The sequence below is a fragment of the Micromonospora sp. C41 genome, from assembly GCF_018070485.1.
Taxonomy (GTDB): domain Bacteria; phylum Actinomycetota; class Actinomycetes; order Mycobacteriales; family Micromonosporaceae; genus Micromonospora; species Micromonospora chalcea.
Genome location: NZ_JAGPXP010000015.1, coordinates 150,332 through 164,389 on the forward strand (window position 1 = coordinate 150,332; position 14,058 = coordinate 164,389).

Consider the following 14,058-nt stretch of genomic DNA (forward strand, 5'->3'; position numbering starts at 1 on the left):
AGGCATCTTCCGGTGCGCTTACACTCGGCGGCCTTCCTCAGTGGCGTCGATCATCACAACGCCAGCCAGATCAGACCATGGCTGCAGGGCGCGAAGTTCACGAAGGAAGTACGCCTCCACCTGACCTGGCGGCTGGGTAGCGGGTGGAGGTATTGAGTACTGTCGGTCCAAGCCATCTTCGGCCCCATCCCTAACAGCCATTTCGGCTGTTTTCAATCCTGAGAAGAGATGGTGGATGCCGGGGGTTAAGCCGGTGACGGGGTGATGACAGACTAAGTGGTACCAGGGGGTTCCGGCAGCCAGAACCGTCTCGACATCCAAACATCTCTCAAACGCTAGCCGCAGGGCCGTTTCGGCCAGCACGAATGTACATCCCCATTGGCCAATATCGACTGGCCCGTGCGGGCACGGGCCGGCTGCGGGGAGGTCCGGTCTCCACGCAGGCTGGCCGTCGCTGTAGACGCAGTACAGGCCGGCGATGCCATCAGCGACGCACCGCTCGACGAAAACCTCAACTTGGTAGCCGGAGGATACGGATGGCGCCGCGCGCTGGTCGAGGCCAATGCGGCCTGTCCTTGGATGGGCACGCTTTGCCTGGGTACGGAATCCCACATATCCATGCAGGTCGCGGATCCACCACTCCCAGTCCGCCCCGGTCTCCGCTTCCCGTTTGGAGGTGAATCGCTGAATCGCAATGTCCGCAGGGTGGCTGATCGCCAAATGAAGCAGGGCGTTGTCCGTGAAAGTCGTCTCGCCAGGCACCAGCCCCACCGAGCGTCCCACTTGGGTGCGCCATATCACGTCAGTGGCTATCGACCGGAAGGTCGGGCAAAGCGCCGGAATCCGACGCGACCGCAGCGAGGAGGATTCTCGCGCTCCGCTGGACGTCAACGACCAGATACCGTGGCCGGAAATCTCCATTGAATGGAGCAAACCCTGCTCGATTAGCTGGTTCCGCGCAAAAGATGCTTTGTTCTTCCAGACGATGGCCTGACCGCTCGGACGTAAAGCAAGATCGTCGGTCTTCAGGCGGCTTCCAAGTAGCCGTTCCATAAGGCGAAGAACGTCAGCCCTCTTAGCGGTGCCACCAAGCTCACCTACGGCAACCAAAATCCACGTAGCGAGTTCGTCAACGTCAATCATGTGAGATCTCGTAGAAGCGGCTATGAGTAGGTGATACCGAAGGTAGTTTCGGCGAGCCATCTCTTGAATTCCGGGTTGTCCATGAACTGCTTGAAGAGTTCGGTGTCGTCCGCTATGAGGTTGAGGATGACCTTCTCAAGGGCCTTGTCGTGCTCGATCCGGGCATTTTGCTTGTCGGAGTTGTTCTTGGCAGCCTGATAGGCCGGGTCCGAGTTGACCTTCTCGGGGATATCTTTCGTGATCAACTTCCGGATCCGGTCCTCGTCGGTCCAGGCGATGTTGCCGAACAGGTCGTTGAAGGTCTTGAGTATGTTCGACAGCCTGTCGAGTTCGGGCTCGGGCTTGCGCCCAACACCACTGGCCGGAACAGGATCGATCTCGGCGTCAGCGTCCGGGAGGAGAAGGCGCACCGCAGCCTGCTTCTCGACACGGTAGCTGTCCATGTCGATCGCCTCGAGGATCCCCTTGGAGAGATCGTCCTCCTTCGGCGCGGGAAGCTTTGGGACGAGGAAGTTGAGGAAGATCGACAGCTTCTCCCAGGCTGCGTTGGAGTACGGCAGGATCGACGCGAGGAAGTCGTAGGTGCGGGCAAAGCTCTTGGCATCGCCCTTGAACTCGACCTGCGCGTCCTCGTCTAGGTCCGTGTTATACCGGGCGACACAGACATCGAGGATCGGGTCGAGCTCGTCACGAGGCGCTTCAGTGAGATACTTTGTGACGAGGGCATCGATCTCGTCCTGGTCGTAAACCTGATGTCCGTCGAGGGTGGCCTTGAGGTCGTGAAGCTTGTTGGCGTCGGTCTCGTCCGAAAGGACCGTGGTCCGATAGAAAGACTCGAACGACTTGCATATCGTCTCGACATCGTTCTGAAAGTCGAGTACGAATACGTCGTGCTTCTTCGGGTGCGCCCGGTTCAGGCGCGACAACGTCTGGACTGCCTTGACGCCCGACAGCTTCTTGTCGACGTACATGCTGTGTAGCAGCGGCTCGTCGTAGCCCGTCTGGAACTTGTCGGCACAGACGAGGAAGCGGTACGGCTCCCTACGGATTCGCTCGGCGATGTCCGCAGACGGAAACCGGTTGAGCTTCGCCTCGTTCACCATCTCGCCGGCGTACTCGTGTTCCCCGGAGAACGCCACGATCGCCTTGTACTGGCTGCCAAGCTTCTCCAGGTACTCCCCGATCGCATAGAAGTACTCGATCGCCCGCATGATGTTGCCGGTGACGATCATTGCGCGGGCCTCGCCACCGACCTTCTGCAGCGCGATGACCTGCTCGAGGAAGTGGTCGACCATGATTTGGGCCTTCTTCGCGATGGCCGTCTGGTTACCCTCGACGTAGGCCCGCAGCTTCTTCGTGGCACGCTTCGTGTCGAACTCCGGGTCGCCCGCCACTGTCTTGACGAGCCGGTAATAGCTCTGGACGGGTGTGTAGCACTTGAGAACGTCGAGGATGAACCGCTCCTCGATGGCCTGCTTCATCGTGTAGGTGTGGAAGGGCTTGTGCTTCGTCTTGCCGTCCTCGACGTAGGCATCGCCGAACATCTCGAGCGTCTTGTTCTTGGGCGTAGCTGTGAAGGCGAAGTAGGAGGCGTTCGGCAGCATCCTTCGTGCCTCCATCGCCTCGTTGATGAGGTCTTGGACGGGGTCGTCGTCGCCTTCGCCGGACCCGTCGTCGTCCACCTTGGTTGCCAGCGCCTTCTTGGCGGCCAGAGCCTTCGACACCGCCGACGCGGTTCTGCCACCCTGGCTGGAGTGGGCCTCATCGATGATGATGGCGAAGTTGCGCTCGCGGTGCTTGTCACCGATCTCAGCGAGAATAAACGGGAACTTCTGGACCGTCGTGATAATGATCTTCTTGCCAGCCTCAATCATGTCCCGCAGGTCCGAGGAGTGCTCGGCGTGGCCGACAGTGGCGCCGACCTGAGCGAACTGCTTGATCGTGTCGCGGATCTGCCGGTCGAGGACCCGCCGGTCGGTGACCACGATGATTGAGTCGAACACCGGCTTGATCTCAACCTTCGGGTCCTCGACGCGGATCAGCTGATGGGCGAGCCAGGCAATTGAGTTCGACTTGCCGCTGCCTGTTGAGTGCTGAATCAGGTAGCGGCGTCCAGCGCCATACTTCCCAGCGTCGGCAAGCAGCTTGCGGACGACGTCGAGCTGGTGGAAGCGAGGGAAGAGCTGCTTGATCGACTTCTTCCCGGTCGTCTCGTCAACCTCCTCGATCACCTGCGCGTACGCCTCAATGATCTTGGTGAGGCTCGCCGGGGTGAGGATCTCCTCCCACAGGTAGGCGGTCTTCAGACCGTTTGGATTCGGCGGGTTGCCGGCGCCGTCGTTGAACCCGCGGTTGAACGGCAGGAACCAGGGCGGCTTGGCGGCGAGATTCGTGCAGAACTCAACCTCGGCGTCGTCGACGGCGAAGTGAGCGAGGGTTCGCTTGAACCCGAAGATAAGCTCCTTCGGATCGCGGTCGCGCTTGTACTGCTCGACGGCGTCGGCGACGGTCTGCTTGGTCAGACTGTTCTTCAGCTCAAACGTGCTGATGGGCAAACCGTTGATGAACAGGCCGACGTCAAGGGCGAGCTTGGTCTCGTCCTCCGAGTAGTGCAGCTGCCGGGTGACGGTGAACCGGTTCTTTGCGAACAGCCCGGCACTCTTGGCGTTTCCCCTCGACGGGGTGCCGTAGAAGAGGGTAATTTCGTGCGGGCCATGCTGGATGCCGTTGCGCAGGACGTCGATGACGCCGCGCTTGGTGATAGCGCCCTGGATACGCGATAGCGTCTTTAGCCCGGCGGGGCTGGACGGATCGAGGTCCAGCACACCTGCCAGCGCAGGCTGGGTGTCCTCGAGGAAGCTGCGGAGTTGGACCAGATCTAGGCCGAACGCCGGCGAGTAGTCGGCAGACTTTCCGTGCATCCACCCGTGGGCGCATAGGCCCTCGACGAGGATGGTCTCTAGCCCCTTCTCGGACGTGTCTGCCGGCATCCCCACTACTCCCTGTCGTCCTCGTCTATATCATTGTCGTCAGTGGATGCTGCCGCGAGGACAGCGTCCAACTCCTCGGGGTCGACATCAGGTAACGACGCCGCCTGGGCCCGCACGTCCCGACGGCCGGTGACGACGTCAGCAATGAGGCGGGCCCGATACTCTTGGAGAAGCTCGATCTCGCGCATGGTTGCGGCAATGGCAGCGTTGAGATCGCGCGTAGCGTCAGCGACGCGCAGGACAATCTCCTGCTGCTCCTCTCCCGGCGGGCAGACGATCGGGACGGTGAGGAAGCGGTCTGGGTAGAGCCGCAAGCGTGACGAGCGAATGCCGGTAGAGCGGCACGTGTACTCGTCGATATAAGGGCGCGTGCGAAGCAGGAGGTCGGCGTAGGCCGGGTGGAGAGAGCTGCCAGGTAGGGGCCGGTAAACGCCGTAAGCTGGACTGATGATTCCAGTGTCGGCCGCCACACCAAGGGCACCCATCCAGGCCCACATGGTGTTGATCACCAGATCGCCTGGCCGACAGAGTTTGTGGCCAGCGTATGACGCGGCCATAAACATGGTGACGTTCTTGGAGGCGCGCGGGGTCACGCCGGTGAGGTGGGAGACGGACATGAGTTGCTCGTCGCCCCGCTGCGAGCGCTCATTCACCTCGCGGTAGAACCACTTTGCTGGCCGCACGTCCCAGTGCGCTGGAACCTCGCCCAGCCAGTCGACCCCGGAAGCGCGGCTTTCGCTGGGATGCTGAAGCCCCCGAGTGACCAGTTCCTGGCTTACGACCCGCCGTCGCTCGTCCAGAAGCTGAACGAGCTGGTGCTTCTTGTTAACCGCTCGTCCGACCCGAAGGTCGAGGTGGTCCAGGTACCGAGTGATCGCCTGCTGGACGTCCAGCGGCGGGACCGGCACAAGCGCGGACTTGATGCCTTGCTGGGTCAGGCCGAACCGCGTGACGCCCTTCGCGGCCAGGTGCAGCTGCACTGCCACCTCTGGAACACGCAGTGCACGGGCAAGATATCCGGGCCACATGAGCTGCTGTCGGGCTCGCAGCATCGTCAGGTGGTAGCCGCATACAAGGTCGTCCGCTTCGACCTTAACGATTGCCGGGACGCCGATGTCAGTCCAGAGCTCGCTGTCCTTCGTGATCAGCACGTCGCCTCGGCGCAGCTTGAACTTTGCAACTTCCTCCGCGGTCGCAGTCGCGCGCATGAACTCGATCCGACCGGTGATGAGGTCGTTGCGATAGACGTCGACGTAGTTGCACAGCCTGACTGGAACCTCGCCGGGGTGTGAGAGCTTGTCGACGTTGCTGTTGCGGACCTCCGCGACCCGGCGCAGGGGCATGGTCGGCCACCGGATCTCGTGACTGCCTTTGATCGCCGCCATCTCAGGCATCCAGCGCTCGCTCGACGAGCCCGTCGCTCTCGACAAGGAGCTTGCGAATGTCGGCCTCGATCTCACTGAGAGGCCGCAGCGTGGCGGGCTTGTAGAAGTGGCGGGTGAAGGAGATCTCGTAGCCGATCTTGCTCTCGGACTTCTCGTCGACCCACGCGTCCGGCGCGTACGGCATGACTTCCCTAGCGATGAAGGCAGCGACACCGCCTGGTTCGAGCAGGGGCACCTGCTCGAAGTCCGACAGCTCAGGGTCAGCCTCGTACTCCATCACTGTCGGCTTCCCCTCGACCTCCACCTCGAATCTGCCGTGCAGCGGGTCCGAGACCGCCTTGACTCCCTTCGACACCTTCTTGACGACCGGTGGCGCCTGCTCGTCTCGCCACGAAAGGCCTCGGAGGAGGGTCTTCCTGTCTGCCGCGCCAAGCTTCTCACCCCAGCCGGTCAGGGCGGCATTCACGCGCAAGGCAAACTCGTTATGGTCGTCGAACACCTCGGCTCCGAGCTCCTCGGCGAGTCGCTCGCCCAGGGCATGGAGGCGCTTGTCGCGGGCCCAGCGCTTCTCGTCGAGCAGTCGCTTGCGCACCGCTGGCTTTACTCGCGGCTCGGCGTCCTCGTCCTCGTCGTCGCTGCCGCCATCCAGGTACTCCTCGACCACCGTCCTGACCTTTGCGAAGCCGTCGAAGAGCTGGTCGCCGAACTGGTCGTGCAGCTCGGAGCGCAGCGCCTGATCACCGGAGGCGAAGCGCAGCTGCTCGACGAGCTCCGGGGAGCATTGGCTGCGCAGCCGCAGGGGACGCTCGACCCTCACCTTGCGGTAGCCGAAGTAGGCGTTGTCAAAAATCTTCGACTGCTCTGTCTCCTCGAACGCGAGGAATGTCTCGACGATGCGCTCGGTGTCAGCGTCCGAGAGCTCACAGTTCTTCTGGCCGAGGTTCCGTCGCAGCGGGGAAAACCATCCGCTGGCGTCGATCAGCTGCACCTTGCCCCTGCGCTGCTCGGGCTTCCGATTGGACAGCACCCAGATGTAGGTGGCGATGCCGGTGTTATAGAACATGTTCAGCGGCAGCTGGATGATCGCCTCGAGCCAGTCATTCTCGAGGATCCAGCGCCGAACGTTTGATTCACCTTGTCCTGCGTCTCCGGTGAACAGCGATGACCCGGAATGGACCTCTGCGATACGGCTCCCGAGCGTGGAGTCGTGCTTCATCTTCGAGATCATGTTGGCGAGAAAGAGCATCTGACCATCGTTGGAGCGGGTGATCAGCGAGAACGCCGGGTCACCCGCATGATCGACAGTGAATCGCCGGTCCGTGATCCCGCCCTTGCCGCCCATGCGCTCAAGGTCCGTCTTCCACGACTTGCCGTAGGGCGGATTTGAGAGCATGAAGTCGAACTTCCGGCCCTTGAACGCGTCGTTCGAGAGCGTGGAGTGCTCGGGCCCGCCGACGATGTTGTCTGCGTTCTCGCCTTCGCCGGACAGGAGTAGGTCCGCCTTGCAGATGGCGTACGTCTCGGCGTTGATCTCCTGGCCGTACAGGTGGGTCGAGACTCGCTTGCCGCGCTCCTCGGCCAGCTCGGTCAAGGTGGCCTCGGCGACGGTGAGCATCCCACCGGTCCCGGCCGCCGCATCGTAAAGCAGGTACGTGCCGTCGGTGATCTGGTCAGCGATCGGCCGAAAGATGAGATTGGCCATGAGCTTCACAGCGTCCCGGGGGGTCCAGTGCTCGCCAGCCTCCTCGTTGTTCTCCTCGTTGAACCGGCGCACCAGCTCCTCGAATACCGATCCCATGGCGTGGTTGTCGAGGGAGCTCAGCTTCAGGTTCGGGTCAAGGAACTTCTCAATCAGCGTGCCGAGGGCGTCCGACTTGGACAGGCGGGGCACCTGGTTGCGGAACTCGAAACTCGTGAGGATGTCCTGGACGTTGCTGGAAAACCCCTCGAGGTAGTCCTCGAAATCGGCCTTCAGCTGCCGCTGGTCCGTTCGGCTGCGGAGGTCTCGCAGAGAAAACCTCGACGTGTTGTAGAAGGGCTGCTTGGCTGCCACCTTCAGCGCCGCCTCCTGGTTCACGATCCCCTTCGTGTCCAGGTTCTCCTTCATCGCCAGCACTTCAACCTTGTTCGGCTCAAGGACCGCATCGAGGCGGCGAAGCACGATCATTGGAAGGATGACGTCGCGGTACTTCCCCCGAACGTACAAGTCCCGCAGGACGTCGTCGGCGATGCCCCAGATGAAGTGTGCGATCCAGGCAACCTCGGCGTTCGTCATGGGGCGGCAATCTCCGTCGGGTGAAGGGGAGCAAGTCTTACGATGCTAGACGATGGGTTGCTCCCGAAAAAGCCGTCCTCGTCATCCATCGAGGGACCCTTTACTCGTCACATAGGGTCGCGATCCCCGCCATCCCGTCTGCCGTCGACCCGCCCTCCTGGGGAGCGGGGCGCCGCCCGGCCCGCCATGTCAAGCGGACCTTGACGGCTCGTTCGGACGCTGGCGGGTTGGGCGGTGGTCTGCTCGGCTTGTCCGGGTCGATGGCAGGCGGGATGGGCCACCGCAACCACCCACGGACCCGGCGGCTGCCGACGATCTTCGGCCATCCTGGAGCCGGAGCGCCCCCGCCGGAGGCGCCCTAACCGCAACCCCGCGACCGCCGCCAGCTCGCCGACGTGGCCGCCGTCCGCTTTCTCACGCCGCGCGGTTCTGGCGCGCGGCCCGGCCGGCTGCCGGCCCACCACCTCACCGTCAACGCCCCTGTCGTTCTGCGGCGGCCCTCCGGGCTCCCCGCTCTCCGCGCCAGCCGCCGGGCGTCAGGCGTGACGGCCGCAGAGCGACAGCGGCAGCGGCCGGCGCGCGCCCAGGCGGCGGTGCGTGCGGCCCGTCAAGGGCCGCCTTGATAGACGTACAGAAAGTCCTCCCACACCGGCTGGCAGCCGACCTGTCTTCCGCTGGCTCTTGCGGGGTCGGCTTCCACCGGAGCGGACGGTCGGGCAGGATCTGACCGTGGTCTCCGACGTTCATCGGCTCCAACGCGCCTTCGACGAGGCCGAGCTGCGGGCCGACACCGATGCGCTCAACGCATTGCTGGCCGACGACTTTCGGTCCATCGGTGAGCAAGGCTATGTGCTTGACAAGGCACAGTGGATCGGCAAGTTCGCCGAGTTTGCCTACACCAGCCTGGAGAGTGGCGAAGTAGAGGTGTCCCTCTACGCTCACGCGGCCATCGTGCGGTGCGTGCAGCGCAGCCGCTCGACCTGGCGCGGGCAAGACATGGCCTTGACCGTCCGCGTCAGCCAAACCTGGATCGAGTTGCCCGATGGCTGGCGCCTGGCCGGCATCCAGTTCAGCTCTCTTGCCGGCGTGTGACGAGCACATCCGAGGTGCCGTGATCCCGTGAACGTCGCAGGTCAGGTGGCGGACGACTGTCGCCCGTCATCCGACTGAGGACAGCCCGGCGGCTGGCCGTCTCATACCGGCCTGGGAGATCCCGGCGGGTTGACGTGTCGGTACCCGGTGCTACTCTGACGCTCGTCGAGCACACCAGCGCGGCCTTCCCGCCGGACCGCTGGACTCGATGTCGGAGATGCCGAGCGGCCTTCCTGCCGCTGATGCGGGCCACGTCCCGTCGGCTCTCGATCGCACCGGCCGCTATGCCGGTCCCCTGAATCCGATTAACCGGCCCAGCACGGTCTTTCCTGCCGTCCACGGTGGCCCGGATTCGCTGATCTCCACGGGTGGGGGCAGCCTGCGGCAACCCGCCGGATGCTGATATCCCAGGCTCCCCGCCCGTGCCGGCCCTCAATTGCCAAGTCCACGAGCGTGAAAGGACATGACCAATCAGCGGGAAGTGGTGCAACCACGATTCCGCCCTCCGGCGTCAGCCGCCCTCTCGGCGGTGCCAGGAGACACGACGAACACCACCAGCGGACATGCGTCCACGGCTGGTGGTGCCTCGTCTCCCGTCCCTGACACCCCCGCACGAGGAGACAGCCATCTTCACCACCTACCGCCCCGGCCTCGCCTCCGGCCGTGACGCCCAGGCCCTGCACCGCGCCGCCACACCGGAGTTCTCCGGCTGGCTGGAGCACACCCGCCCCGCCGGCGGCTGCTCCCGCCCGATCCGCCTCACCGGCACCATCACCGCCGTCGACCGCGACACCGGCCGAGTCCTGAGCGAGCAGCACACCGACGAGCTGCCCGATCGGACGCTCTACAAGGCGTGCGGCAACCGCCGCGAAGGGGCGTGCCCGGACTGCGCCTGGGTCTACCAGGGCGACGCCTACCAAGTCGTCTGTCGCGGCCTGACCGGCGGCAAGGGCGTCCCCGCCTCGGTCGGCCGACACCCGGTCGTCTTCGCCACCTTCACCGCCCCGTCCTTCGGCCCGGTCCACCACCGCCACGTCCCACGTCACACCTGCCGTAGCCGGCATCGCTGCGACTGCCGCCCCGCTCCCTGCCTCGCCCGTAGGGCCGCCGGCACCTGCCGGCATGGGCAGCCCGCGGCGTGCTTCGCCCGCCACGACGCAGACGATCCGCGCCTGGGCCAGCCGCTGTGCCTCGACTGCTACGACCACGCCCACCAGGTCGTCTGGAACTACTTCTCCGGCGAGCTGTGGCGACGCACCAAGCAGGCCATCGACCGCCACGTCGCCGCGCGCTGCCGCCAACGCGGCGTCCCCAAGGTCGGCATCGTCACCGCCTCCGGCAAGGTCCGCTGGGTGCCGCCCGTGCGCGTGTCGCACGGAAAGGTCGCCGAGATGCAGCGCCGGGCCGCCGTGCACTTCCACGCCCTGCTACGCCTCGACGGCATCGACCCCAACGACCCGGACGCGCTCGTACCGCCACCGGCCGGCATCACCGTCGACGACCTGGAAGAAGCGATCCACGCCGCCTCCCGGCAGATCTCCGTCACCACGCCGCCGCACCCGGACCGGCCGCAAGGCTGGCTGATCGCCTGGGGCGAGCAGGTCGACGTCAGACGCATCAATAGCAGCGACGGCGAGTTGACCGACGGCAAGGTCGCCGCCTACCTCGCCAAGTACGCCACCAAGGCCACCGAAGCCACCGGCCACAGCTCCACCCGACTCACCCCGACCACCATCGACGACTACGCCGACCCTGAAGGCGACCACGTCGCCCGCCTCATCGACGCCTGCTGGCACCTCGGCCGCCCCACCCACACCGACACAACCAGCGGCGCCACAACCACCGACCACCGTCAAGACAGCCTTGACACCAAACCGAACGCCTACGCCGGACTGCGCCGCTGGGCACACATGCTCGGCTACGGCGGCCACTTCCTCACCAAAGCCCGCCGCTACTCCGTCACCTTCGGCCAACTCCGCGAAACCCGCGCTACCTACCGCCGCACCGAAGACGACCAACCCGACGACACCCTCACCGTCGCCACCCTCACCTACATCGGCACCGGTTGGCTCACCGAAGGCGACGCATTCCTAGCCAACACCGCCGCAAGGCAGCGACGCGAGAGCAGACGCATCGGCCGGGAAGAACTCGCCCACGAAGCCTGGCTCGTCGGAGCCGCCGCATGAGCAGACACCTCACCCCGCGTTGGTACTCGCCCGCCGAGGTTGCCGTCCTGCTCGGCTTCGGCGTCTCCAAGATCAAGATGAAGATCGCCACCGGCGAGCTGCGCTCCATCAAGGACGGCAAGTACCGCCGCATCCTCCCCGAATGGGTCGACGACTACATCCGCGAACAGGTCGAACGCCAGGAGGCCGCCTGATGCCCGGACGCGCCCGAGCCAACGGCGAAGGCTCCATCTTCCCCTACCGCAACGGCTTCGCCGCCTACGTCTGGGTCACCAAGCCTGACGGCCGGCGCACCCGCAAGTACGTCTACGGCAAGACCCGCGAAGCCGTCCACGACAAGTGGATCAAGCTGCACCAGCAGGCGAAGCAGGGGCCGGTGGCGACCAGTGTCCCCACGGTGGGCAGCTTCCTGACCTACTGGCTGGCCGAGATCATCCAGCCGAACCGGGCACCCCTGACCTACGCCACCTACGAAACGTTCGTCCGCCTCTACATCACCCCCGGCCTCGGCGCGAAGCGGCTCGACCGGCTCCAGTCACGCGACGTGCAGACCTGGATCAACCAGGTCGCCCGCAGCTGCCAGTGCTGCGCCCAGGGCAAGGACGCAGCCAGCCCCAAGCACAAGCGCCGCTGCTGCGCGGTCGGCCGCTGCTGCCAGGCCGTCCCGTCGACGCGGACGGTCAGCGACATCCGGGCCGCGCTGCGGGCCCACGCCCGGGCCGAAGACCTCATCACCAAGAACCCCGCCGTGCCGGTCACCCTCGCCACGGTCCGCCGCCGTCGGGGTAGGTCCTGGTCGAGCGACGAGGCACGGAAGTTCCTGGAGTCCGCGAGAGCCGACGACGATCCGCTCTACGCCGCCTACGCCCTGGTCCTCGTCACGGGTCTCCGCAAGGGCGAAGCGCTGGGACTCACCTGGGAGGACGTCGACCTCGACGCCGGAGAACTGACCATCGGCCGCCAGCTCCAACGCGTACGCGGGCAGCTCCTGCACCGCGACACCAAGACCCAGGCGTCCGACGCCACCCTCCCCCTGCCCGACATCTGCCTCACGGCCCTGAAACTGCGGAGCGAGCAACGCGACGAGGCGAGAGCAGCCGCCGGCAAGGCGTGGCACGAAAGCGGACTCGTCTTCACCACCCGCTTCGGCACCCCGATGGAGCCGCGCAACTTCCAGCGCTCCTGGGCAGACGCGATGCGACAAGGCGAACGTCACGCCGATCACCGTCCACGACGCCAGAAGAACCTGCGCCACGCTCCTGGCCGACCTCGACGTCCACCCCAGAGTCGCCATGCAGGTGCTGAGGCACGCCCGCTTCTCGGTGACGATGGAGATCTACACGCAGGTCTCATCGACAAAGACGAGAGAAGCACTCAAGCGCCTCGGCGACTCGCTGAGCCGCTGACGAGAACTGCTGTACAAAGCTGCTGTACGACAGCAGAAAGGCCACCTCCCGAAGCCGGGAAGTGGCCTTTGACCTGCGTGGGCGATACTGGGATCGAACCAGTGACCTCTTCGGTGTGAACGAAGCGCTCTCCCGCTGAGCTAATCGCCCTCAGCGCGCATGACTCTACCCGATCGAGAGCCCGGACCAAAAACCGGCCCTCAGTGCGTCGCGAGGTAGTGCAGCGCCTGCGCCACCACGTCGATGCCGAGGCTGTACTTGAGCGACAGCCACACCACCACGGACACGAACACGAGCCCGACCGCGCCCAACACGAACCGCACTCCCAGTGACTGCCGCTTCACCCATTGCGTCCACGAGTTGACGTGCCGGCGGGTGAACGCGAGCAGCCGTCGCGCCCAGTGGAACTCGACGGCCCAGACGCCGAGGCCGGCGATGACCAGCAGCCAGCCGGGCCCGGGCAGCGGGATCAGCGCGATGCCGACGGTGACCACGATCGCGCCGAGGATGCCGATGAAGATCTTCAGGGCGACACGGCCGGTGGGGTTGGCGCGGATGAGTTCGAGGGTGGTGTGCAGGCGCAGCCGCCAGCCACGTCGGCGCCGGCGCTGCTCCACGAGAGCGCCTCGCGACCGCCCTTCCACAGGCACCTCGTACCCCCGACTTTCGGCTGCTCGGGCCGCACCTTTCGGCGAATCTTCCCTGGTCCGCGACGTCACCGACCCGCCCCCCGTGACCATTTCCACCCCCAGTGTCGCGCGGGACCGTCACTCCTGCTGACGACTGGACGTTACCGGAGTAAGTCGACGACTGAACCACCCGTTGCCGGGCGGGACGACGGAGTGGGCGGAACCGGAAATTCTACGCGGGGCCGAGTGGTTCCCGAGGGCTTTCCGCACCCCTTCCCACCACTGAGTGAAGTCAGCGTATGGCGGAGCGTAGCCAGGAGCAGCACCTGAGTATGGGAAAAGCGGGACACGCGCGTTCCGCAGCGGTGCCGGGGGGAGAACGTCCATGAGTGTCATCCGACCGACGACCGTAGAGGTCGAGACGTCGCTAAGGCTCGTCGCGCCTGACGCCACCGCCTTGCCGGTGCGTGCCAGTCTGCGTTACGACCCTGCTGACCCGTATGCGGTCCATGTCCTGTTTCACGCCGAGTCCGCCGGCGGCGAGGCGGTGAGCTGGTCGTTCGCACGCGAACTGCTGGTCACCGGGCTCGACGAGCCGGCCGGCATCGGTGATGTGCGGGTCTGGCCGTGGGCCACACCGCGCGGCGACTTCGTCGCGCTCGCGCTGTCGTCCCCGGACGGCAACGCCCTGTTCGAGGTTCCGCGCAGCGTGCTGGTGCGCTTCCTGCGCCGGACCTACGTCGTCGTCCCGCGCGGCCGTGAGGCCGAGCACCTGGACGTCGACACCGCGGTGAACCGGCTGCTCGCCGGTCGCTGACACGGCAACACCGGGGTACGCCTCAGCCGCGCGTGGTGATTCCGCCGTCGACCGGGATGACCGCGCCGGTCAGGTACGCGCCGGCGCGCGACGCCAGGTAGATCGCCGTGCCCGCCATGTCCTCGGGCCGTCCGA

At 65.3% G+C, this 14,058-nt stretch carries 10 protein-coding genes, 1 tRNA gene and 1 pseudogene; 5 read left to right on the forward strand and 7 right to left on the reverse strand.

The features are described 5' to 3' along the window. Positions 1 to 18: 18 nt before the first annotated feature. Genes KBX43_RS18095 through KBX43_RS18110 form a run of 4 tightly spaced genes read right to left on the reverse strand, consistent with a single transcriptional unit; the run spans position 19 to position 7,793 of the window. Entirely contained in the window at positions 19 to 1,143 is a 1,125-nt protein-coding gene (locus KBX43_RS18095; RefSeq protein WP_210885726.1) for a winged helix-turn-helix domain-containing protein, read from the reverse strand. 20 nt (positions 1,144 to 1,163) lie between these two features. Next, positions 1,164 to 4,133: a type I restriction endonuclease subunit R gene (locus tag KBX43_RS18100; RefSeq protein WP_210885741.1), complete on the reverse strand. Its 2,970-nt coding sequence runs from the start codon at positions 4,131 to 4,133 to the stop codon at positions 1,164 to 1,166. Between the two features lie 5 nt (positions 4,134 to 4,138). Continuing rightward, positions 4,139 to 5,527, reverse strand: coding sequence for a restriction endonuclease subunit S (locus KBX43_RS18105; RefSeq protein ID WP_210885744.1), 1,389 nt, complete (start codon positions 5,525 to 5,527; stop codon positions 4,139 to 4,141). Further along, positions 5,520 to 7,793 (reverse strand): class I SAM-dependent DNA methyltransferase, encoded by a 2,274-nt coding sequence (locus KBX43_RS18110; RefSeq protein WP_210885749.1) that lies wholly within the window; start codon positions 7,791 to 7,793, stop codon positions 5,520 to 5,522. The genes KBX43_RS18105 and KBX43_RS18110 overlap by 8 nt, the downstream gene beginning before the upstream one ends. Before the next feature lie 729 nt (positions 7,794 to 8,522). Here KBX43_RS18110 and KBX43_RS18115 point away from each other — a divergent pair. The 4 genes and pseudogenes from KBX43_RS18115 (at position 8,523) to KBX43_RS18130 (ending at position 12,477) form a co-directional block, all read left to right on the forward strand. Next, entirely contained in the window at positions 8,523 to 8,885 is a 363-nt protein-coding gene (locus KBX43_RS18115; RefSeq protein ID WP_210885751.1) for a nuclear transport factor 2 family protein, read from the forward strand. A gap of 563 nt (positions 8,886 to 9,448) precedes the next feature. After that, the gene (locus tag KBX43_RS18120; RefSeq protein WP_247677488.1) at positions 9,449 to 11,071 is read left to right on the forward strand and encodes a replication initiator; all 1,623 of its coding nucleotides are present in this window, start codon (positions 9,449 to 9,451) and stop codon (positions 11,069 to 11,071) included. Then, entirely contained in the window at positions 11,068 to 11,265 is a 198-nt protein-coding gene (locus KBX43_RS18125; protein WP_210885754.1) for an excisionase family DNA-binding protein, read from the forward strand. The genes KBX43_RS18120 and KBX43_RS18125 overlap by 4 nt, the downstream gene beginning before the upstream one ends. Next, positions 11,265 to 12,477, forward strand: a pseudogene (locus tag KBX43_RS18130) (tyrosine-type recombinase/integrase). The gene KBX43_RS18125 and the pseudogene KBX43_RS18130 overlap by 1 nt, the downstream one beginning before the upstream one ends. Positions 12,478 to 12,555: 78 nt before the next feature. Here the strand turns inward: KBX43_RS18130 and KBX43_RS18135 are convergent. Together KBX43_RS18135 and KBX43_RS18140 are read right to left on the reverse strand one after the other, a co-directional pair. Continuing rightward, positions 12,556 to 12,627, reverse strand: a tRNA-Val gene (locus KBX43_RS18135). Between the two features lie 50 nt (positions 12,628 to 12,677). Beyond that, positions 12,678 to 13,217: a TIGR02611 family protein gene (locus KBX43_RS18140; protein WP_210885757.1), complete on the reverse strand. Its 540-nt coding sequence runs from the start codon at positions 13,215 to 13,217 to the stop codon at positions 12,678 to 12,680. A gap of 274 nt (positions 13,218 to 13,491) precedes the next feature. Between KBX43_RS18140 and KBX43_RS18145 the strand changes: the two genes are divergently transcribed. Beyond that, complete coding sequence (locus KBX43_RS18145) at positions 13,492 to 13,923, forward strand: SsgA family sporulation/cell division regulator (protein ID WP_007457244.1); 432 nt, start codon at positions 13,492 to 13,494, stop codon at positions 13,921 to 13,923. Positions 13,924 to 13,945: 22 nt separating this feature from the next. Here KBX43_RS18145 and KBX43_RS18150 read toward each other — a convergent pair. Beyond that, positions 13,946 to 14,058 (reverse strand): SDR family oxidoreductase (locus KBX43_RS18150; protein WP_210885818.1); only part of this gene is annotated, 113 nt, incomplete at its 5' end.